The 21,537-nt window shown below is 34.7% G+C and carries 20 protein-coding genes and 1 pseudogene; 19 read left to right on the top strand and 2 right to left on the bottom strand.

What is annotated here, in order from left to right; translation table 11 throughout:
* Positions 1-4 precede the first annotated feature (4 nt).
* The gene (locus tag MRBLBA3_RS06605; protein ID WP_000880480.1) at positions 5-1,309 is read right to left on the bottom strand and encodes a CitMHS family transporter; all 1,305 of its coding nucleotides are present in this window, start codon (positions 1,307-1,309) and stop codon (positions 5-7) included.
* Between the two features lie 254 nt (positions 1,310-1,563).
* Between MRBLBA3_RS06605 and MRBLBA3_RS06600 the strand changes: the two genes are divergently transcribed.
* From MRBLBA3_RS06600 to MRBLBA3_RS06510, 19 genes and pseudogenes are all read left to right on the top strand, one after another.
* Positions 1,564-1,818 carry a hypothetical protein gene (locus MRBLBA3_RS06600; protein ID WP_044738682.1) on the top strand — a complete coding sequence of 85 codons (255 nt, stop codon included), beginning with the start codon at positions 1,564-1,566 and terminating at the stop codon, positions 1,816-1,818.
* A gap of 136 nt (positions 1,819-1,954) precedes the next feature.
* Positions 1,955-2,458, top strand: a complete 504-nt coding sequence (locus MRBLBA3_RS06595) for a nitrous oxide reductase accessory protein NosL (protein ID WP_044738681.1) — start codon at positions 1,955-1,957, stop codon at positions 2,456-2,458.
* 440 nt (positions 2,459-2,898) lie between these two features.
* The gene (locus MRBLBA3_RS06590) at positions 2,899-3,771 is read left to right on the top strand and encodes an ankyrin repeat domain-containing protein (protein WP_000287320.1); all 873 of its coding nucleotides are present in this window, start codon (positions 2,899-2,901) and stop codon (positions 3,769-3,771) included.
* 217 nt (positions 3,772-3,988) lie between these two features.
* Complete coding sequence (locus tag MRBLBA3_RS06585; RefSeq protein ID WP_363380313.1) at positions 3,989-4,669, top strand: GNAT family N-acetyltransferase; 681 nt, start codon at positions 3,989-3,991, stop codon at positions 4,667-4,669.
* Between the two features lie 308 nt (positions 4,670-4,977).
* Positions 4,978-5,544 carry a glycerol-3-phosphate responsive antiterminator gene (locus MRBLBA3_RS06580; RefSeq protein ID WP_000472006.1) on the top strand — a complete coding sequence of 189 codons (567 nt, stop codon included), beginning with the start codon at positions 4,978-4,980 and terminating at the stop codon, positions 5,542-5,544.
* Entirely contained in the window at positions 5,541-6,638 is a 1,098-nt protein-coding gene (locus MRBLBA3_RS06575; RefSeq protein WP_141535475.1) for an ABC transporter ATP-binding protein, read from the top strand. Before MRBLBA3_RS06580 ends, MRBLBA3_RS06575 begins: the two co-directional genes overlap by 4 nt.
* Positions 6,638-7,570, top strand: coding sequence for a carbohydrate ABC transporter permease (locus MRBLBA3_RS06570; RefSeq protein WP_363380308.1), 933 nt, complete (start codon positions 6,638-6,640; stop codon positions 7,568-7,570). Before MRBLBA3_RS06575 ends, MRBLBA3_RS06570 begins: the two co-directional genes overlap by 1 nt.
* Entirely contained in the window at positions 7,567-8,388 is an 822-nt protein-coding gene (locus MRBLBA3_RS06565) for a carbohydrate ABC transporter permease (protein WP_000635950.1), read from the top strand. The genes MRBLBA3_RS06570 and MRBLBA3_RS06565 overlap by 4 nt, the downstream gene beginning before the upstream one ends.
* Before the next feature lie 27 nt (positions 8,389-8,415).
* A complete protein-coding gene (locus tag MRBLBA3_RS06560; RefSeq protein ID WP_363380305.1) occupies positions 8,416-9,792 on the top strand; it encodes an ABC transporter substrate-binding protein in 1,377 nt (458 codons plus the stop codon).
* A gap of 407 nt (positions 9,793-10,199) precedes the next feature.
* Positions 10,200-10,904 (top strand): annotated as a pseudogene (locus MRBLBA3_RS06555) (metallophosphoesterase family protein).
* 150 nt (positions 10,905-11,054) lie between these two features.
* A complete protein-coding gene (locus tag MRBLBA3_RS06550; RefSeq protein ID WP_363380303.1) occupies positions 11,055-11,726 on the top strand; it encodes a response regulator transcription factor in 672 nt (223 codons plus the stop codon).
* An 11-nt stretch (positions 11,727-11,737) separates the two neighbouring features.
* On the top strand, positions 11,738-12,973 hold the full coding sequence (locus MRBLBA3_RS06545) for a sensor histidine kinase (RefSeq protein ID WP_363380301.1): 1,236 nt from the start codon (positions 11,738-11,740) through the stop codon (positions 12,971-12,973).
* Between the two features lie 237 nt (positions 12,974-13,210).
* Positions 13,211-14,032: a transporter gene (locus MRBLBA3_RS06540; protein WP_363380298.1), complete on the top strand. Its 822-nt coding sequence runs from the start codon at positions 13,211-13,213 to the stop codon at positions 14,030-14,032.
* A 43-nt stretch (positions 14,033-14,075) separates the two neighbouring features.
* The gene (locus MRBLBA3_RS06535) at positions 14,076-14,804 is read left to right on the top strand and encodes a C39 family peptidase (RefSeq protein WP_141528908.1); all 729 of its coding nucleotides are present in this window, start codon (positions 14,076-14,078) and stop codon (positions 14,802-14,804) included.
* A gap of 18 nt (positions 14,805-14,822) precedes the next feature.
* Entirely contained in the window at positions 14,823-15,350 is a 528-nt protein-coding gene (locus tag MRBLBA3_RS06530; protein WP_363380294.1) for a GrpB family protein, read from the top strand.
* Positions 15,351-15,658: 308 nt separating this feature from the next.
* Complete coding sequence (locus tag MRBLBA3_RS06525; protein WP_000746427.1) at positions 15,659-17,257, top strand: sensor histidine kinase; 1,599 nt, start codon at positions 15,659-15,661, stop codon at positions 17,255-17,257.
* A 1-nt stretch (position 17,258) separates the two neighbouring features.
* Entirely contained in the window at positions 17,259-17,966 is a 708-nt protein-coding gene (locus MRBLBA3_RS06520; protein ID WP_000598654.1) for a response regulator, read from the top strand.
* A 122-nt stretch (positions 17,967-18,088) separates the two neighbouring features.
* Entirely contained in the window at positions 18,089-19,435 is a 1,347-nt protein-coding gene (locus MRBLBA3_RS06515; RefSeq protein WP_097811484.1) for a 2-hydroxycarboxylate transporter family protein, read from the top strand.
* Between the two features lie 60 nt (positions 19,436-19,495).
* Positions 19,496-20,698, top strand: coding sequence for an NAD(P)-dependent malic enzyme (locus tag MRBLBA3_RS06510; protein WP_000892411.1), 1,203 nt, complete (start codon positions 19,496-19,498; stop codon positions 20,696-20,698).
* Positions 20,699-20,993: 295 nt separating this feature from the next.
* Here the strand turns inward: MRBLBA3_RS06510 and MRBLBA3_RS06505 are convergent, their stop codons facing one another.
* Positions 20,994-21,518: a DUF4871 domain-containing protein gene (locus MRBLBA3_RS06505; protein ID WP_000719660.1), complete on the bottom strand. Its 525-nt coding sequence runs from the start codon at positions 21,516-21,518 to the stop codon at positions 20,994-20,996.
* Positions 21,519-21,537: the final 19 nt, after the last annotated feature.

Below are 21,537 nucleotides of genomic sequence, written 5' to 3'. Positions count from 1 at the left end.
CATCTTATATTGGAATAATCCCAATTACAATTCCAGTAATCAACATAACCATTGTCGTTCCAACAGCCCAAAGTAAAGTAAAGCGTTGGTGTTCACCAAAATCAACTTTGGCCATTCCGACTAATAAATAAGTGGAAGCGACGAGAGGGCTTAGTAAGTGAACAGGTTGCCCGAGTAATGAAGCGCGTCCCATTTCAGCTGCACTAATTCCGTAAGCAGCGGCAGCTTTTGTTAAAATGGGTAGTACACCGAAGTAAAAAGCATCATTGGACATGAAAAATGTGAACGGCATACTAAGAAGAGCTGTAATAATTGGTAGTTGTGGTCCAAGTGCATCTGGTATAAGAGTCACTACACTTTGAGCCATTGCATCTACCATTTTTGTCCCTGATAGAATACCAGTGAAAATTCCAGCGGCAAATACGAGAGAAACAACCGCTAATACGTTTCCAGCGTGAGAGGCAATACGTTCTTTTTGTTGTTCTAAGCTTGGATAATTAATCATCACCGCAATAGCAAAAGCGACTGTAAATAAAACAGGTAACGGCATAACTTCTAGTATGAGACAGACGAGTAGGGCAACAGTTAATAAAAAGTTAATCCATAGCAGTTTCGGGCGTTTATGTATTTCAGCTTCGACTGTCGCAGCTTGCTCATCCATTGTTTGCATGTGTTTTAAATATTGAACATCCATAATTCCTAAACGTTTTCTTTCTTTTTTTCCAAGATAGTAGGCAACGAAAACTACCCAAATTGCACCAGCAATCATTCCTGGTATAAGTGGTGTGAAGAGCTCTGATGCATCAAGTCCAAGAGCACTCATAACCCGAGCGGTTGGTCCACCCCAAGGTGTAAGATTTGTAACACCTGCCCCTAACATAACAACCCCAGCTAATATAAGTGGATTCATCCCAAGACGTTTATATAGTGGATACATTGCGGAAACTGTAATCATATATGTTGTTGTTCCGTCACCATCTAATGAAACGATAATAGTAAGAATAGCTGTACCAACAACAATTTTTAAAGGATCTCCTTTTACAAATTTTAATATTTTACTAATGACAGGATCGAATAAACCGCTATCAATCATAATTCCGAAATATAAAATGGCGAACATAAGCATAATGCCAGTAGGTGCTAGCTTTTGAATTCCTTCTAACATCATAGGGCCCATATTGGCATAAAAGCCACCAATTAATGCGAAAATAATTGGAACTAATATTAATGCTACTAGTGCAGACATACGTTTCGTCATAATCAAAAACATAAAGACAAATACCATTGTAAATCCGAGTAATGCTAACATGTAATCTCCCCCTCAAAAAATGATTACGCTTTCAAAATAAAATAAAAATTCAGATAAAAGGTTTTTTGTTTATAATAAAAGTTTCAATCTGAATGGTAAATAATTTGAAAAATAACATCATTAGAAGCATAATCTTTATTTTGATCATTTTGTTCACAGGGTAATTTTGAATTTTTAAAAAGATAAATGCCTTCGTACAAGAATGGTAGAATAAGATGGAAATAGCGAAGCGTGAAGTAGGGAGTAGATTTTGAATGCAAACAAGAATAGAAGAAATTTATAGTTCGTGTAAAGGAAAAGTAGAGGAGATTTTTATTAATGAATCCTCTTACGTATATGAATGGGAAAAGTTAATGATGATCCGAAAAAACGACGGTGAGATTGAAAAAATTGCAGTAGGGATCAGTGGGAATATAAGATTAGTAAATGTAGAAGTTGGACAAAACATTGATACGGACACATTATTAGTTAAGTTAGAAGATGATTTATTAATTACTGGTTGTGAATGATGAGAGATGTGTGGAAGTAACTGCACATCTCTTTTTTGTTCCATATATTACAAAAAGAACATTGTTTTTTCACAAATCTCACACAACCTTTTGGTATTCTTTTCGTGGAGTATACGGTTTCTAGGGAGGAATATTGATGAAGGTAAAATATGTCGCACTTGTTATATGTTTATGTTTCATATTTACGATAGTAGGATGTGGGAAAAAAGAACTAACAGCTGTTGCGATTAATGAGAAAAATGATAAGTGTGATATTTGTCAAATAGGGGTAATGGATAATCAATTCGCAACAGAAATTATTTTAGAAAATGGAAAAGCATTAAAGTTTGATGATATTGGCTGCATGTATAAATGGATGGAGATCAATTCAGGTGAAAAGACGAAAGAAAAATTTGTTCGAGATTATGATTCGAAAGATTGGGTTTCGTTAGAAGATGCCACTTACGTATATGATAAAACAATAACGACACCGATGGCTTATAATGTCATTTCATTTAAAAATAAAAAAGATGCAGAGAGCTTTGTATCTAACTATAAGGGGAAAGTTCTTTCGTATAAAGAGCTATCAGAGCATAAATGGGAAATGAATAAAGAGATGATGGGAAAACCGAAAACAGGGAATCACGGTGGGCATCATTAATAATAGAAAAAGACAACTATATAGTTGTCTTTTTCTATTATTACTCAGGTGCAAATATAGAAAAGGTGTAAAATTTTTAGAAGAACGGTTACAATGGAATATAGTAACCTAAAGCAATCATTTACCCCGCATTAACGGGCAGTAAAACTCCCACCTCAAAATGCGGTTGGAGCGAAGAAGTTAGGTGGGAGATCAACTGCCCGTAAATGCCCGATTGGTTCAACTAATAATCAGTGGGGGATGAACAACCCCCACTGATTAAAGTTTCACTTTATGTACTTTTTAGAAATGTATACAAATGCGGTAAAAACGTGCTAAACTAATTGCTTCATAATGTTAATGATGAGGCCATCAGGCGTATTATTCCAATAGGTTGAGAAACATCGATATAAGTTTAGGATAATCCGATTAAAGAAGGAATCTAAAGGGCTTATGGATAAATGTATTCAAGAAGAATTATTGTATGTGATGGAGGAATGGTTAAGAAAACATTATCTTTCATAGGAGCTGTAGTTGTGAGAAAACAAAAAATTTTATTATGTATGTTATTAGGACTTTTAATGACGGTAGTGGCTTGCGATAAGCAAGAGGAGCCAGAATCAAAACCGGTTCATGTGAAAAACGAAAAGAAAAAAGAAAAGCATAAAGAACAGGAAGAATCTAAAGAAGAAAAAAGTATAAATTTAATGGACAAACAGTTGCTACTTTCTGCGACGCTTGGAGACACAGAAACAGCTATGAAGCTGATCCAAGATGGAGCGAATATCAATGTAGAAGGTGACAACGGAGAAACGCCTGTCCTTGCAGCGACGTATCAAAATCATGTAGAGACAGTTAAAGCATTAATTGGTGCAGGTGCTAATATTGAAATTAAAGATGAGAAACAAAGCAATCCACTTCTTTATGCAAGTAGAGAAGGATATACGGATATTTTAAAAGTATTAATTAATGCAGGAGTTAATACGAAAGAAACGACTAAGTCAGGTGGAACAGCACTTATTTCTGCATCTGAGCGTGGCCATGTAGAGGTTGTTAAAGAATTATTAGAGCATACAGATATTGATGTGAATTATAAGAATGAACGTGGTGGAACAGCTTTATTAGAAGCAATTGTATTAGGAAATGGTAGTGAAAGTCATAAGAAAGTAATTCAAATGCTTATTGACCACGGGGCAGATGTAAATATGGCCAATAAGGAAAATATTACGCCGCTGCAATATGCTGAAAAAAGAGGTTTTAAAGATATTGCGAATATGTTGAGGATAGCTGGAGCGAATGAAGTAGTACAGCCGCAACCACAACTGGCGGAATAAAAAGCTGAAGAAATAAAAAGTACGAAATAATCCCATTTAGATAGACAGAATGAAGAAATCAGTTAGTATATGATGGATTCAGTAATGTGTATTTGAATGGGATTTTTGTTTTGAAAAAATTATTTAAAAAGAGGAATGGATAAGGAATTCTTATGTGCGTATTCTATAAAGCTTTGCTAGATGGAATTTATATACATAGTAACTAAGGAGGCTACAAATGAAATTTTCAGAACTTGAGTTAATAGCAATTCAGGCAGAGGTTTTATTTGTTCATAATCAAGTAGGAAGAATAAAGAGTGTAAATGAAAATGGAAATCTGAAAGCGCCGCGTTTTTTTCTTGGCCGAACCCGTGAAGGGAATATAACGAGATATCATTATAACCTGGATAGTGAAATGATAAGTAAGATTGAGAAATTAATTCGAGAACGCTCAAATCACATAGAGATAGCAAAAATCATTAAAGTATTAAATGAAGAGAGAACGGTGGAGAATATTTGGATGGGTCCTGCTTTCATGTTCCCTAATAATTTACATAAGCCAACTAGAACAATACAAATAACAGAGAAAAATAAAGAGCTTTTGCGAGAAAATTTTTCTAATCTAATAGAACAGATGGAATGGAAGAAACCTTATTTTACAATTGTAAAAAATGAAAAGGTAGTTTCTATATGTTGCAGTGCCAGAAGTACGCTCGTAGCTGCTGAGGCAAGTGTGGAAACTTTAGCGGAGTTTCAAGGGAATGGATATGGTACTGATGTCGTTACAGCCTGGGCAATATCAATACAAGAGGAAAAGCGCATTCCGCTTTATAGTACTTCTTGGGATAATTTTGCTTCGCAAGCAGTGGCAAGAAAACTAAAACTCATTAATTATGGAATGAATTTACATATTGATTGAATTTTAAACATCGTTGTGTTCTGTTGGTTTATATTTATATATCTGGATTATTGTAAATCATGATGTGGTGAATATTAACATTCGGTTAACACCTAATTAACAATCTATCAAAACTGACTTAATAAATGCGTAATATAGTAAAGGTAACAAAATAACTAGGGTAGAGAACATTTGAGAACACCCGCTTACATATAACGTGCCGCTTTCTTAAGTGTGCTCTATTCCCTAGAGTTCAAATAAGGAGAAAGGTGTTCTATGTAAGTAGGTGTTTTTAGTTTGGATAAAAATAGAAAAGCTAGGTGAAATAAATGTTTAAAGAGCCTTATATAGCGATGATAAAGGATTGGAAAGGGTACAAAACATACAAAAAATTACCGAAAACAGTTTTTCTTATGACGGGTTCAATGCTGGAGTTACCAGAGCGTGTATACGAATTACAGAAACATGGACATGATGTATTTCTTCATTGTGATTTTATACAAGGTTTAAATACGAATACAGAGGAAGCTCTTTTGTATATTCAAGATGTTATCGGAGCACAAGGCATTATTTCAACAAAAGGTTCGACAATTCGAAATGCCAATAAAATTGGATTAAAAACGATTCAACGTATTTTTATTGTCGATACTTTATCTCTTACAAAATCAATTGAAAATTGTAAAACGACTAAACCGAATGCAGTAGAGATTATGCCTGGTATTATGCCTTCAATTATTAAGCAGCTAGCAGCGGAAATAGAATTTCCCATTATTGCAGGCGGATTGATTCAAACGCGGGAAGATGCGGAAATTGCCATTCGTGCAGGAGCAAGTGCGATTTCAACGAGTCATTATGAAGTATGGATACAAGAAGAAAAAAGGAGTGCAACCTTGTGATCGAATTGAAAGATGTTTCAAAGGTATATAAAAATGCGGAAGAGACAGCGGTTAAAGACGTATCAGTTCATATTAAGAAGGGAGAATTTTTTGTTTTAGTTGGACCTTCGGGATGTGGAAAAAGTACATTACTACGAATGATCGCTGGCTTAGAAGAAATCTCTTCGGGAGATTTAATGATTAATGAACGTGTTGCAAATGATTTAGAGCCGAAAGACCGTAATCTATCAATGGTATTTCAAAATTATGCATTATATCCACACCTAACTGTAGAAGAAAATATTTTATTTGGACTTAAGGTAAGGAAAGTACAAAAAGAAGAGCGACAAAAACGATTAATGGAAGCCATTGAAATGGTAGGACTGAAAGAGTATGTGAAAATGAAACCGGGCCAATTATCAGGCGGGCAAAGACAGCGTGTTGCGCTTGCCAGGGCGATCGTGAGTCAAGCACCGATTTGTTTAATGGATGAACCACTTTCGAATTTAGATGCGAAATTACGTGCTCAAATGAGGATTGAAATTAGAGAAATCCAGCAACGACTAGGAATTACGATGATTTACGTTACTCACGATCAAATAGAAGCGATGACTATGGGAGATCGTATCATGGTCTTAAATAAAGGAAGTATACAACAAGTTGGAACACCTCTTGATATATACAACGAACCAGCAAACGAATTTGTTGCAAGTTTTATAGGTTCTCCTTCTATGAATATAAATGATGGAAAAGTGGATAAAGAAAAAGGCGTATTACATATAGGGCAATTGCAAATTCCATTATCTATTGGACAGTTAAAGCAATTACCAGAAGGAACAATTCGAATCGGCATGCGGCCTGAGCATATTGCATTGTCTGAGGAAGGACAAGAAGTTACGCTGCAATCTGTAGAAGTATTAGGAAATGAATCTATATTAAACTTTGCGGTAAATGGAACAACTTGGAGTGCGAAAGTCATCGGACAGTTACTCCTGAACAAAGGTGACAAAGTAAAATTATTATTCTCGCAAGAAAAACTATGCTTCTTTCACCAAAATACGAATGAACGATTAAAAGTGGTGGCTGAAGAAGAGTTGAAAGTGGTGGCGAAATAATGATTGAAGTAGGTAAGTTACCAGTTCAAACAACAGTGTCAAAAAAGAAGAGTTTATGGGGCAGAACGAAAGATTTAAGAATAGGATTATTGTTTTTGGCACCATCTATTTTGTTATTTTCAATTTTTCTTTTCTATCCATTGTTTAGGACGATCTACTATAGCTTTTATTTAACAGATATACACGGAGAAGCTAATCTTTTCGTTGGTTTAGAAAATTATCAATATTTATTTTCTGATCCTGCTTTCTACAAAAGTATAAAGTCAACTTTATTGTTTGTTTTATATACAGTGCCTACTAGCATTGTATTCGCCTTATTTCTTGCATTACTTGCAAATGAAAAAGTAAGAGGTATTGGATTGTTCCGAGTTCTCTTTTCTTCAACGATGGGAATATCAGTAGCTGCTAGTGCAGTGATTTGGCTATTCTTATTTCATCCAAGTGTAGGGTTATTTAATAATATCTTAGCCTCTATGAATCTTCCTGCAATCGCATGGTTAACGAGTCCAGAATGGGCACTGTTTTCTGTATCGGTTACAACGGTTTGGGTGAATACGGGATTTGCATTTTTAGTTATATTAGGTGGTTTACAAAATATTGATACGTCTTTATATGAGAGTGCATCTATAGATGGTGCCAGTTATTTGTATAAGCTTCGCCGCGTCACATTACCGATGCTATCACCAACTTTATTTTTTATCGTGACAGTAACGTTAATTAGTGCATTCCAAAGCTTTGGACAAATTGATATTTTAACGCACGGTGGACCGAATGATGCAACGAATTTAATTGTGTACTCGATTTATAAAGAGGCATTTGTAAATCATCAATTTGGAACAGCAAGTGCACAAGCGATGGTATTATTTATTTTCATTTTTATTGCTACATTGATTCAATTTAAGTTTGCTGAGAGAAAGGTGCATTATAAATGATCGTTAAACAGTGGAAACAAAATTTCCTATTATACATGCTGCTCATTATTAGTGCAGTAATGGTGTTTTTTCCTGTACTGTATGCGTTTTTAATAAGCTTTATGACACCAGACGATATTCAAATGAGAAGGTTATTTCCAACTCAATTTACTTTTGATAATTTCATTAATATTTTTCAAAAAGTACCTCTTTTTACATACTTATATAACAGTTTAATTGTATCGACAGTTGTTATGCTTGGACAACTTATCGTATCCAGTTTAGCAGCTTATGCTTTTGTTTTTCTTCAGTTTAAAGGTAAAAACGTAATTTTCTTCTTGTTTATTTCAACAATGCTTATTCCGTGGGAAGCAACGATGGTACCGAACTTTTTAACGATTCAAAACTTCGGATGGATTAATAGTTTTGCTGGGATGACGGTGCCGTTTTTTGCAACAGCTTTCGGTATTTTCTTACTACGTCAACATTTTATGACACTTCCGAATGAACTGAAAGAAGCTGCTTTTATTGAAGGGATTGGAAATGTAAGGTTTTTATTCAGTGTTGTAATTCCGTATTGTAAAACGAGTTTTATTACGCTTGGAGTATATAGCTTTTTAACAACGTGGAATATGTATTTGTGGCCGCTCTTAGTAACCACTGATGAAAAAGTAAGAACGGTTCAAATTGGTGTAAAGCAGCTTCAATCTCAAGAAGTTGCAACTGATTGGGGCAGTGTAATGGCCGGTGTTACGGTTATCGTCATTCCAACGTTGATTTTACTATTTTTAGGGCAAAAGCAATTACAAAAAGGATTAACAAAAGGTGCAATTAAATAAGCATACATAGGAAAAGGTGGGATTGAGATGAGTTTATTGAAAAAAAGTGCTGCTCTTTTAATGGCAGCCACAATGGCATTAACCGGCGCAGCTTGTTCAAATAGTAAAACAGAGGGGAAACCTGAAGCACAGGCAAAAGTAGCTCCAGTTGAAAAGAATGGTGATAAAACTGTAATTCGTTTCTGGCATGCAATGGGTGGAAAAACACAAGGTGTACTAGATGGGCTTGTTGCAGACTATAATAAGTCGCAGAATAAATATGAGATAAAGGCAGAGTTCCAAGGAACATACGAAGAGTCTTTAACGAAATTTAAAACGATGTCTGCAACGAAAGAAGCGCCAGCTCTTGTTCAATCGAGTGAAATTACAACGAAGTATATGATTGATAGCAAAAAAATTACGTCTATCGATAGCTGGATTAAAAAAGATAAGTACGATACATCAAAATTAGAAAAAGCAATTACGAACTATTATTCAGTTGATGGAAAAATGTATTCTATGCCGTTTAATTCATCTACACCAGTATTAATTTATAATAAAGATGCTTTTGCGAAGGCTGGATTAGATCCAGAGAAAGCTCCACAAACATATGCTGAGTTAAAAGAAGCGGCGAAAAAGTTAACGATTAAAGAAGGCGGAAATGTAAAGCAGTATGGATTTTCAATGCTGAATTATGGTTGGTTCTTTGAAGAGTTGTTAGCGACACAAGGTGCTTTATATGTAGATAATGAAAATGGTCGTAAAGATGCTGCACAGAAAGCAGTATTTAACGGTAAAGAAGGTCAAAAAGTATTTGGGATGTTAGATGAATTAAATAAAGCTGGTGCGCTTGGAAAGTATGGAGCAAGTTGGGATGATATTCGTGCCGCGTTCCAGTCTGGACAAGTTGCTATGTACTTAGATTCTTCGGCTGGTGTTCGTGATTTAATTGATGCATCTAAGTTTAATGTAGGCGTTTCGTATATTCCGTATCCAGAAGATTCGAAACAAAATGGTGTTGTTATTGGCGGTGCATCATTATGGATGACGAATATGGTTTCAGAAGAAACGCAACAAGGTGCTTGGGACTTTATGAAATATTTAACGAAGCCAGATGTACAAGCAAAATGGCATACAGCAACAGGATATTTCTCAATTAATCCAGATGCGTATAATGAGCCGTTAGTAAAAGATCAATACGAAAAATATCCACAGCTAAAAGTAACAGTAGAACAATTGCAAGCGACGAAGCAATCTCCAGCAACTCAAGGGGCATTAATTAGTGTATTCCCAGAATCAAGAGATGCAGTTGTAAAAGCATTAGAAGCAATGTATGACGGAAAGAATAGTAAAGAAGCTTTAGATGAAGCCGCAAAAGCAACAGATAGAGCAATTAGTATTTCAGCTCGTACGAGTCAAAAATAAGAGAAAGCCGCATCCTTTTTCAGGATGTGGCTTTCTTTATTGGGAGATAAGGGATCAAAAAAATGATGAAGTCTTATCTCTTTTATATGAGTAAAGGGTCTAGAATGAATTTTGTCCTTTTCATTATTTGTTTAACTCCATTGCAACCTGTTTCCCATTTACAAAAACCTCTGCCACCGCTACTACAACTTCCATCACTTTTTTCATATCTCATCTCTCCTTGTTTTTTGTTTCATTTCTTACTTTTAGTATAAGGAAATACAGTAATTGCAACTATCGAATTGGATGACAAGAGACTTACATTGTTGTAAGGATAATAGTTTTAGTTTGTAATAAATGTGATTCAGAAGTTTCTGTCGTTTTGAATTATAATTAGAAAGAGAATGGTTTAGAAAGAAGGGGATAATATGAAAAGAATTCTTGTTATTAGTGATATTCATGGAGAAATAGAAAAGTTCGAACAATTATTGGAAGAAGCTCACTACGATGCAAAACAGGATCAACTAATTTTGTTGGGGGATTATGTAGATCGTGGCCCGAATGCAAGTGCTGTCATTGAAAAGGTAAAAGAGTTAAAAGAAGAGGGAGCCTTCGTTTTAAAGGGAAATCATGAAGATATGATGATTAAGGCGTTAACGACAGATGAGGAACGTTCATGGAACCATTGGGTAAAAAGGAATGGTGGAGATAAAACGTTATATAGCTATGGATTTTTAGAAGAAGACATTGCGGTTAATGAGCAAAACTTCCAAAAACCGATTTTACAATCTCATATATTAGAGGAACATGTAATGTTTATTCAAGGATTAGATCATTACATTGAAACAGAAGAGTATATCTTTGTACATGCTGGTGTTGAGCCAATGAAACAAGTTTCTGAATCTGAATGATATACGTTAATGTGGATCCGTAATGAGTTTCATAGTGGATATAGTGGCAAAAAGTTTGTTGTATTTGGTCATACGGAAACAAAAACGCTTCATGGTAGTGAGAATTGTGGAGTATATTTTGGGAGTAATCGTATTATAGGAATTGATGGCGGTGCGGTTTATGGTGGTCAGTTAAATTGTTTAGAATTGCCGAGTAAAAAGGTGTATGTAGTAAAAAATTGAAAGGGATAAAGGAAATCTTATTTCTTTCAATTTTTTATTAAGCAAAATTTAAGGGAGAGCTTTTATAATAAATCTTCCAAATTTTATATCGAGAAAAACGTTAAAATGTAATTATAAATAGAATTGAACTATATGGTGGAAGGTGAGAATATGCGCTTACTTGTAGTAGAAGATAATGCTTCTTTATTGGAGTCTATCGTACAAATTTTACGCGATGAATTTGAAGTGGACACGGCAATCAATGGGGAAGATGGCTTGTTTTTGGCATTACAAAATATATATGATGCAATACTACTTGATGTCATGATGCCAGAAATGGATGGATTTGCAGTTATTCAAAAAATACGAGATGAGAAGATTGAAACGCCAGTTTTATTTTTAACAGCAAAAGATTCTTTGGAGGATCGAGTAAAAGGGTTAGATTTTGGCGGAGATGATTATCTCGTTAAGCCATTTCAAGCGCCGGAATTAAAAGCGAGAATTCGTGCTTTATTACGACGAAGTGGTAGTTTAACAACAAAGCAGACAATTTGTTATAAAGGGATCGAACTGTTTGGAAAAGATAAAGATGCACAAGTAGATGGACAAGCAATTAAGCTGACTTTAAAACAGTATGAACTTCTAGAGTACCTCATTCAAAATAGCGGTAAGATTTTAATGCGTGAACAAATTTTTGATCGTGTTTGGGGATTTGATTCGGATACAACAGTAGCCATAGTAGAAGTGTATGTTCATCATTTACGTAAAAAATTAGAACCATTCGGTTATCAGAAAGATATTCAAACTGTTCGTGGTATTGGATATATATTAAAAGAACAATGAAAAAGGGAAGTATGTTTCAAAAAACACGCATTCGTTTGACTATAGTAAATTCATTAGTTTTCATCGTATTAATTGGGGTATTAGGCAGTATAATTTATTTATACACATATAATCGAATTTATGGTGCAGTAGATAAATCATTTGAAAAAATAATTGAATATAAAGATGGGGTTAAATCTAAGAATCCTCCAAAGGGAGGCATGAAAAATATTCAAATTGGGGATCCAAGAGTCATGAAGTTGTTCTGGAAGGGAAATACAATCTCAATGGATGAGAAAAATCCTAGATTTTTCTCTATTTTTACAGAGAATATTCCAGCTTTTGCGCCAAAGAAATTAGGAGTTCTTCAGGATATAGAAGTAAAGGGGCATTATTTCAGAACATTAGCGTTTCAGGATGACGGACAAATTGTGCAAATCGTACGCGATACAACAGCCGAAAAAGAAATGATAAATACTTTATTTTTAATTCTCGTTATAGGTTGCAGCATAGGAAGTCTATGTGCAATAGGAATCGGCTTTTTCCTAGCGGGTAGAGCACTCATACCGATTCAAAATTCATGGGAGAAACAGCAGCAGTTCGTTTCGGATGCATCGCATGAATTAAGAACACCCCTTGCGGTTATTCAATCAAAAACAGATGTGTTATTCCAGTCACCATCTGCAACGATAGAAGAAAAGGCGATGGATATTTCTACAATTTCAAAGGAATGTAGACGGCTATCAAAACTAGTTAGCAATTTATTATTGTTAGCACGTTCGGATTCTAATCAAATCGAGATGGATAAGAAAATATTTGAAGTGGATAAATTGTTAGAAGAAATAGTAGATCCATATAAAGAGATTGCTTCTTATCAAGAAAAAGAGATGATATTAAAAGTAGAACGTGATATATCGTTTATTGGCGATAGAGAGAGAATTCATCAATTGATGGTCATATTGCTAGATAATGCAATGAAGTATACGAATGAAGGTGGACATATTCAAATTACTTGTATACAAACGAGTAGTTCGATTCGCATACAAGTGAAGGATAACGGGATAGGAGTTAAAGAAGTGGATATTCCAAAGTTATTTGATCGTTTTTATCAAGGGGATAAAGCAAGAAGTCCATCAGAAGGAGCAGGGTTAGGTCTTTCAATCGCTAATTGGATTGTAGAAAAGCATTATGGAAAAATATCGATAGAGAGCAAATGGGGAGAAGGAACTTGTTTTGAAGTGATTTTTCCAAAAAATCAAAGATTATAAGTGAGAAGACGACCTTGTAAAAACAAGGTCGTCTTTTTTTTAAGGGAAAGTTAAGAAACAACTTGTATCATGTATTACATCATGGAAACTTGTAATAGAAAGAGATGTTGGAGTAGATATTTTTGGATGAATTAGATGAATCATACTGTTATTTTTAACGGTGATGAAGTTGATGTATAGTATTAAAAAAATTATGGGAAAGCTGGAAAAAGAAAGTGTGAGAGGGAGGAAGAAGTCTTGAAAAAGAAAATGATGACGGTATTCACTATTGGAGTAATGAGTGTAAGTATATTAGGGGGGGCCTCTCCTTCTGGAACACCAAAAGGAAAGATCGATTACACGCAGCGTAGTAAAGAACAATTAAATGATGGGAAAATACATGCAATGCATACAGAAGAAAAAGCGGAAAAATTAGGAATTGAAACGGATGGGAAAGAACAAATTACGTTAGAAAAGGAAATTCATGAAACGGAAGTAGGAAGAGAAGCAGAAAAATTAGGTATCTCGGTAGAAGGAAAAGATGTTGGAATTCTTTCAGAAGAAATTTATGAAACAAAAGTGAGGCAAGAAGCGTTAAAACTAGGAATATCTATAGAGAATACGTCGATTGTAAGTTTAATTGATCAAATTAATAAGATTAAAATTAATAATGAAGCAGAAAAGCTTGGTGTTTCAATTGAAGGAAAAGAAGTAGAAGAAATTGAGGAAGAAATCTATGGAACGAAAGTTAGAGAAGAGGCAGAAAAGCTAGGTATTGCTCAACAAGGAAAAGAGATGGAAGAGTTAGCGCAAGAAGTGTACGAACAAAAAGTGCAGGAAGAAGCAAAAAAATATCATATTGATTTATATGGCAAAGATATATATCAAGTATTAAGAGAAATCAATGAGCAAAAGGTAATAGAAATAGCAGATGAGCTGGATATGGATAGAGCGAATTTGAATATTCAAGATTTGGCGGAGAAGATAAATCTTGAACAACCTGAAAAGGGAAAAGAGCTTAAGTTTGTTCCTATGCTTCAAACAGATGCTGATGCGTTTTATTCGTATTTAACGAATTAAAAAGGGCGTGAGGGTGATACGAAAATGGAAGTGGTATATATGTATGGCCGTACTTTGTATAGGGATATGGGGTGCATATACAAATGGAATTACAAAGTATGTGGAGAAAGTAAAGGGGTTACTATTTTCAAGTATACAAAGTCAAAAACGAACAGAGTTTAGTAATAACGATGAAAAAGTCATGTTATCAAATGTGCCTTTAATTCAACAATTACCAGAGTTAGATAGAGGCTGCGAAGTAACAAGTTTAGCGATGATGTTACAATATGCGGGTGTTTCTGTAGATAAGATGAAATTAGCGAGTGACATCAAAAAGGTAAATTTTTTAGACGATGGTGTAAGAGGAAATCCGAATGAAGGATTTGTGGGGAACATTTATACGTTTTCTGAATCGGGATATGGTGTATATCATGGACCACTTTTTCAATTAGCGAAAAAATATTTACCGAATGAAGCTGTGGACTTAACAGGGAAGAGTATTGAAGAACTTTATAAGAGTGTAAGTAATGGGCAACCGGTAGTAATGATTACGAATGCAACATATGCACCACTAGATGAGGATGAATTCACTATATGGGAAACAAATGGTGGAGATGTTTCTATTACGTATAATGAACATTGTGTTGTTCTTGTTGGATATGATAAAGAGTCTGTATATATTCAAGATCCACTTAATGAAAGCCCGAATATCAGTGTATCGAGAGAAGAATTTGAAAAGGCGTGGGTACAAATGGGGAGCCAAGCGATTAGTTATGTCAAAAGCTCAAAATAAATTAGGGGGAAAAGGGGGATGGACTTAGGAATAACGGGTGACGAAATTAAGTTAGTGAGTTATACAGATGAGTGGAAAAAAGAATTTTCTAAAGTGAAACATGAAATACAAGAAAGTATGCATATAGAGGCGAATCGTATTGAGCACATTGGCAGTACGGCTATTGAAGGTATGGTATCCAAGCCAATTATAGACATATTAGTAGCTGTAGATGATTTAAATGCAGTAGGGAAATCTATTATAGATGGTTTTAAATCTATAGGATTTTTACGATTAAAGGTGGAACGACCTGGTGAAATTATCTTTGCAAAGTTTACTGATCCTTCTTTTCAAAAACGTACACATTATATTCATTTAGTAGAGTATGAAAAGGGGATTTGGAATAATTTAATCTTCTTCAGAGATTATTTGAATGCCAATGAGGAAGCGAAAGTGGAGTACAAAAATTTTAAATTAGATTATGCTAAGAAGCATTCGGTCGGGATAAAGAAGTATACGGATCATAAAGAAAGTTTTGTGAAAGGTGTTTTTAAGAAGCGAAAGTGATATGAAACAAGAGAACTTCTATATGGGGTTCTCTTATTTTGTAAGTTAATCTTTTTAAAAATAACTAAATATGCAAAAATGCATAATTGAGCAAAATAATACATGTTATTATTATGTATTGTTTTCTAAGTTGTTGAAATAACGAAGAGTGCAGCGGCTGTAGAAAAATAAGTTAATTTGATGGAAGAAGAAAAGAACTATAAGAAATGACTAGTACATTTAAAGTATAATAACAACAAATAAGTAAGGTGAAAATAATATCACCTTACTTATTTTTCTATTCAGTAATTAGGGGAGTCATTAACGGGATGAAAAAAAGAAAAAGACTATGGAATTTATGGAAAACGATTACATTGTTAGTTTGTACAGTTGTAATTTTTTCTTTACTTGTGACAGATATATTAATTAGTCATAATGTAGAACGGACAACGGAGGAAAGCCAAGCAGAGAAAGCGAAAACAATTGCACACATTGTGGCGAATGATTCAGTTGTAATCAATGGTTTGATTGGGAAAGCAGATACTTCAGCAATCCAAACGTATACAAATAGGATATTAAAAAATACAGGTGTTCAATTTATTGTAGTTATGGATATGGATGGAATAAGAAAATCGCATCCAAACCCTCAAAAAATAGGTCATCATTTTATTGGGGGAGATGAAGGACCTGTATTGAAAGGGAAGGAACATGTATCGCTAGCAGAAGGAACTTTAGGTATTTCAATGCGAGTATTTGTACCAATACTTTCTGAAACAGGTGAACAAATTGGAGCGGTGGCTGTCGGTATTTCAGCAGATAATGTAAAAGAAAGGGTTAAGGAAAGTAGACATATTATTTATATTGGTGTCGGAGTTGGAGTACTAGTCGGAATTATAGGAGCAATATTGCTAGCTAGACATATAAAGAAAAGCTTATTCGGTCTTGAGCCGCACAGGATAGCGAAAATTCTTGAGGAAAGAAATACGATGTTGCAATCTGTAAAGGAAGGCATTATCGCTGTAGATAAAGAGGCGAGAGTAACGTTGATTAATAATGAAGCGAAACGGCTATTTAAAAAAAGTGGACTTGAAGAAGACTTTATTGGTAAAGATGTTGAATTGTATATGCCGAATTCACGTATAAAAGAAGTGTTGCAAACAGGAGAGGTACAATTAAACGAAGAACAAAAAATTTATGGGATTACGATTGTTACTAATCGTGTTCCTTTATATGTAAAAGGAGAAATAGTTGGTGCAATTGCAACATTTCGTGATAAAACAGAAATTAGAAAATTAGCAGAAGAATTAACTGGTATTAGGCTATATGCGGAAGCATTACGGGCTCAATCTCATGAATTTATGAATAAAATGCATGTCGTATTAGGGTTAACACATATGAAGCAGTATGAAGAATTGCAGAAATATGTAAGTAGTATGGTATCAGAGCATCAATATGAAATTGGGGGGATTATGAAAAAAATTCAAAGCCCAGTATTTGCTGGATTTTTACTAGGTAAACTTAGTTATGCTAGAGAGAAAAATATAAAGTTAATTATAAAAAAAGATTCTTATTTACCAGAAATATATGATGAGCGTATCATTCATGAACTGATCACCATTGTCGGAAATTTAATTAATAACGCATTAGATGCAGTGACGAACTGTGAGAAGAAACAGGTTGAAGTTGGAATACAATATGGGGATACATTAATTATTACAGTACAAGATACAGGGAAAGGCATAAAAGAAGATGAAATTGATGCATTATTTATAAAAGGTTATTCCACAAAGGGTGATAATCGGGGGTATGGTTTGCATCTTGTAAAGGAAAGCATACAGCGAATAAATGGGGAAATTTATGTTCATTCATTGTTAGGAACGGGAACGACAATAACGATTGAAATACCTAAAAGTAGGGATGAGAGATAAGATGATCAAAGTTTTGATTGTAGAAGATGATCCGATGGTTGCGATGTTAAATACGCATTATTTAGAGCAAGTGGGAGGGTTTGAACTTGTCCATGCAGTTAACTCAGTTAAAGAAGCGATAGAAGTATTAGAGAAGTCACGAGTAGACTTCATATTACTTGATATTTTTATGCCTGAGGAGACTGGATTTGAGCTGTTAATGTATATTCGAAATCAAGAAAAAGAAATTGATATTATGATGATTTCAGCTGTGCATGATATGGGAAGTATCAAAAAAGCATTACAATATGGAGTTGTAGACTATCTAATTAAACCATTTACATTTGAACGCTTTAAGGAAGCATTAACTGTGTATCGAGAAAAATTTACTTTCATGAAAGAACAACAAAAAATTAGTCAATCGGAATTAGATTCACTAATTTTACAAAAAGAAAAAAGAGAGTCCTTTGACTATAAAGAGCTTCCGAAAGGATTAACAAAGCAAACATTGCAACTCATTTGGCAGAAAATCGAATCGCTTAATGGACAAGCATTTACAACTGATGAAATGGCGCAATTAGTAGGGGTTTCGAGAGTTTCTATTCGAAAGTATGTAATGTTTTTGACTGAAGTCGGAGTATTAGAGAATGAAATGGTGTATCAAAGTGTGGGAAGACCGGTGAGTAAATTAAGGTGTATTGACCGGAATAAAATAGATTTTTACGTATAAGCGACTTATTATAAGTTGCTTATACTTTTTTTAATTACAAAAATAGTTACAAAACTTTCAAAAACTATTTTTACTGTTGAAAGCGTTTTAATATTGTAATTAAGAAAACAAGGGGGTGCCATATGGGGATTCAAAAGAATGTGGAAGCGGTATCATTTTCTGAGGAGAATGGGGTACAAAGAGAATCGTTCGCTTCTAAAATTATGAATGTAAAAATCGGTGTAATACCTTTACCGTTATATGTAGTATTGGCTGCTATTATTTATGGGGCATCTGTATATAATAAATTGCCAGCAGATATGATTGGTGGATTTGCAGTTATTATGATCATCGGGATTTTCTTAGGTGACATTGGGATGAGAATTCCAATTCTAAAAAACATCGGTGGTCCAGCAATTCTTTCATTATTTATTCCATCGTTACTTGTATTTTTTAACTGGATGAATCCAGCTTCAATGGAAGCTGCGACTATGTTAATGAAAAAATCGAACTTTTTATATTTATATATTTCTTGTTTAGTAGTAGGAAGTATTTTAGGAATGAACCGTAAAGTATTAGTACAAGGTTTCGTTCGCATGTTTATTCCTTTAGTAGTAGGAACGTTAGCTTCTATCGCAGTAGGCTTATTAGTAGGTTCACTATTTGGATTTGAAATGAAGCAGACATTTTTCTTTATCATCGTGCCAATTGTGAGTGGTGGTATTGGGGAAGGGATTTTACCGTTATCACTAGCTTACGGTGATATTTTAAATGAATCATCAGCAACATTTGTATCACAGCTTATTCCAGCAGCTATTATCGGAAATATGTTTGCAATTGTGAGCGCAGGCTATATGAAGCGTTTAGGTGAGAAGAGACCTGAGCTTAGTGGGAATGGTGTATTAGTAAAAACAGATAATCAAGCAGAGTTATTAAAAGAGCAAAATACAGAAAAACCAATTGATTTCTCATTAATGGGAGCCGGGTTATTGATTGCATGTACATTCTTTATTTTCGGAGGATTTGCTTCTAAGTTTATCGGTATTCCAGGAGCAATCATTATGATTTTTTCAGCAGCACTTGTGAAATACTTTAAATTAATGCCAGCAAAAATGGAGCAAGGTGCATTCCATTTATATAAATTTATTTCAAAGAATTTAACTTGGCCGCTAATGGTCGGTTTAGGATTGCTATATATTCCGTTAAAAGACGTAGCAGCAGTTCTTTCCGTAGGATATGTTGTTGTTTGTGCATCAGTTGTTCTTACAATGGTAGCATCAGGTTTTCTTATAGGTAAAGTGATGAAAATGTATCCAGTTGAATCAGCAATTGTAACTGGATGTCATAGTGGTTTAGGTGGAACTGGAGATGTTGCTATTTTATCAGCTTCAAATCGTATGGAATTAATGCCGTTTGCGCAAATTTCAACGCGTTTAGGTGGAGCAGCAGTGGTCGTAACAGCAACAATTTTATTAAAAATGTTTTCATGATCAAAACAAGCTAGCTATATTCATATAGCTAGCTTGTCAAATTAAGGGGAGATTATAAGTATGTTAGAAAATCAGATTAATGAAAGATCATTGTTATTGCATAAAGAGTTAGTAGGAAAAATTGAGATTACAAGTAAAGTAGAAGTGAATTCAGCGGATGATTTAAGTCTGACTTATACACCAGGGGTAGCTGAGTCGTGTAAAGCAATTGCGGCAGATGAAGAAACAGCGTATGACTATACAGCAAGAGGGAACATGGTGGCAGTTGTTTCAGATGGAACAGCAGTACTTGGTTTAGGAAATATTGGACCGAAAGCGGCTATGCCTGTTATGGAAGGGAAAAGTATTTTATTTAAGAAGTTTGCGAATGTAGATGCTTTCCCGCTATGTTTAGGTACGACTGATGTGGATGAAATCGTTACCCTTGTGAAAAATCTAGAGCCTACATTTGCAGGTATTAATTTAGAGGATATTGCAGCACCACGCTGTTTTGAAATTGAAAAACGATTAAAAGAAGAAACGAATATTCCTGTATTTCATGATGATCAGCATGGGACGGCTATTGTTGTTTTAGCAGCTGTTATTAATGCATTAAAAGTTGTAAGTAAACAAATGGACGATGTGAAAATTGTTATTAACGGTGCGGGTTCGGCAGGAATTGCAATTGGAAAATTATTATTAAAAGCTGGCGCAAAACACATTACGTTAGTTAGTTTAGAAGGTATTGTTTGTGAAGGTGAAACATGGATGAACGAAGCGCAAATCGAAGTTTCAAAGAAGACAAATCGAGAATATGTACGTGGAACATTAAAGGAAGCGATTCATCAAGCTGATATTTTCATCGGTGTATCTGCTCCAAACGTATTAACGAAAGAACTTATACAGACGATGAACGAGAAACCAATTGTGTTTGCAATGGCGAATCCAATCCCAGAAATATTCCCAGAGGACGCATTAGAAGCTGGGGCAGCTGTAGTAGGAACTGGACGTTCTGATTATTCGAATCAAGTAAATAATGTATTGGCGTTCCCTGGAATATTCCGTGGTGCGTTAGATGTTCGTGCGACTGATATTACAGAAGAGATGAAATTAGCAGCAGCATATGGGATCGCTAACATAATTACGGACGAAGAACGTAATGCGAATTATGTAATTCCAAATCCATTAGATAAAAGAGTTGTTCCAAGTGTTGCAGAAGCAGTAGCAAAAGCAGCCATTGATTCAGGAGTGGCGCAAATTACGAAAATGCCAAGTTATAAATAGTCAAAAGCAGCGCCTTAAAAAGGCACTGCTTTTTTTTTGAGATAAGAAATCAAAACAATGAAGAAGTATAAATTTATTCAAGCCCCTTTCATTATTTATTTAATTCCATTGCAACTTGTTTACCATTTACTAAAACCTCAGTTACTGCCACGATCACTTCTATCATTTTTTTCATCTCTCCTCTCTCCTCGCTTCATCTCTTACTTTAAGTATAAGAGAAGAGAGATGATCCAACTATCGAAGTACGTGACGTAGAAATTACATTGTTGTAAGGGAGTGTTTCAGTTTTGTCACTTTATTCGGCGTTGATTACAAACTGATTATAATATTTTTCATTCACATATATATTTAATACCCATAATCCAGAGGAAGGTAGTGACATTACGAGAGGGAGTTCCTTTATAGTTGTATCGACTGTATTTGAAGTAGTCCAAGTTTGTTTGGAAGTTTCTTTTTGAAAGAGTACTGGTGTTGGAGTTGTAGTTCCTTGTTTTAACGCGATAATAGATAGTTTTCCAGTTGGCATTTCAGGATCTAGGAAGAACCACATTATTTCATTTTGTTCATTTGCGATAATAGAGCTATCAGCCATTGCAATTTTTCCTTCAATGCCTTTTAAGGGCATCTTCCCCTCTGTAAAGGAAGGTGCTTCTTCCCAATTTACATCTTTTAAAACACTAAGATGAAAAAAGGAAGGTGCGTTAATTTGAGAGGATGACGTTTCTAGTATTTCTTTTTTAGGTACATTTGAATCTGGTTGCACTTGTGCGCAGCCAGTAATGAGGAAGGAGAAAAGTAGCATAGTTCCGATTTTTTTCATGTTGCCACACTCCTAATTT

This window comes from Bacillus sp. LBA3-1-1.1, assembly GCF_040676495.1.
Lineage (GTDB): Bacteria > Bacillota > Bacilli > Bacillales > Bacillaceae_G > Bacillus_A > Bacillus_A nitratireducens.
Note: the sequence above shows the minus strand (reverse complement) of the source record. Positions and strands in the feature narration are given on the sequence as shown.

Bases quoted from the DNA above. Each gene is read 5' to 3' on its own strand.
- MRBLBA3_RS06605 (WP_000880480.1), bottom strand. From the start codon at position 1,309: ATGTTAGCATTACTCGGATTTACAATGGTATTTGTCTTTATGTTTTTG.
- MRBLBA3_RS06600 (WP_044738682.1), top strand. From the start codon at position 1,564: ATGCAAACAAGAATAGAAGAAATTTATAGTTCGTGTAAAGGAAAAGTA.
- MRBLBA3_RS06595 (WP_044738681.1), top strand. From the start codon at position 1,955: ATGAAGGTAAAATATGTCGCACTTGTTATATGTTTATGTTTCATATTT.
- MRBLBA3_RS06590 (WP_000287320.1), top strand. From the start codon at position 2,899: ATGTATTCAAGAAGAATTATTGTATGTGATGGAGGAATGGTTAAGAAA.
- MRBLBA3_RS06585 (WP_363380313.1), top strand. From the start codon at position 3,989: ATGAAATTTTCAGAACTTGAGTTAATAGCAATTCAGGCAGAGGTTTTA.
- MRBLBA3_RS06580 (WP_000472006.1), top strand. From the start codon at position 4,978: ATGTTTAAAGAGCCTTATATAGCGATGATAAAGGATTGGAAAGGGTAC.
- MRBLBA3_RS06570 (WP_363380308.1), top strand. From the start codon at position 6,638: ATGATTGAAGTAGGTAAGTTACCAGTTCAAACAACAGTGTCAAAAAAG.
- MRBLBA3_RS06565 (WP_000635950.1), top strand. From the start codon at position 7,567: ATGATCGTTAAACAGTGGAAACAAAATTTCCTATTATACATGCTGCTC.
- MRBLBA3_RS06560 (WP_363380305.1), top strand. From the start codon at position 8,416: ATGAGTTTATTGAAAAAAAGTGCTGCTCTTTTAATGGCAGCCACAATG.
- MRBLBA3_RS06550 (WP_363380303.1), top strand. From the start codon at position 11,055: ATGCGCTTACTTGTAGTAGAAGATAATGCTTCTTTATTGGAGTCTATC.
- MRBLBA3_RS06545 (WP_363380301.1), top strand. From the start codon at position 11,738: ATGTTTCAAAAAACACGCATTCGTTTGACTATAGTAAATTCATTAGTT.
- MRBLBA3_RS06535 (WP_141528908.1), top strand. From the start codon at position 14,076: ATGGCCGTACTTTGTATAGGGATATGGGGTGCATATACAAATGGAATT.
- MRBLBA3_RS06530 (WP_363380294.1), top strand. From the start codon at position 14,823: ATGGACTTAGGAATAACGGGTGACGAAATTAAGTTAGTGAGTTATACA.
- MRBLBA3_RS06525 (WP_000746427.1), top strand. From the start codon at position 15,659: ATGAAAAAAAGAAAAAGACTATGGAATTTATGGAAAACGATTACATTG.
- MRBLBA3_RS06520 (WP_000598654.1), top strand. From the start codon at position 17,259: ATGATCAAAGTTTTGATTGTAGAAGATGATCCGATGGTTGCGATGTTA.
- MRBLBA3_RS06515 (WP_097811484.1), top strand. From the start codon at position 18,089: ATGGGGATTCAAAAGAATGTGGAAGCGGTATCATTTTCTGAGGAGAAT.
- MRBLBA3_RS06510 (WP_000892411.1), top strand. From the start codon at position 19,496: ATGTTAGAAAATCAGATTAATGAAAGATCATTGTTATTGCATAAAGAG.
- MRBLBA3_RS06505 (WP_000719660.1), bottom strand. From the start codon at position 21,518: ATGAAAAAAATCGGAACTATGCTACTTTTCTCCTTCCTCATTACTGGC.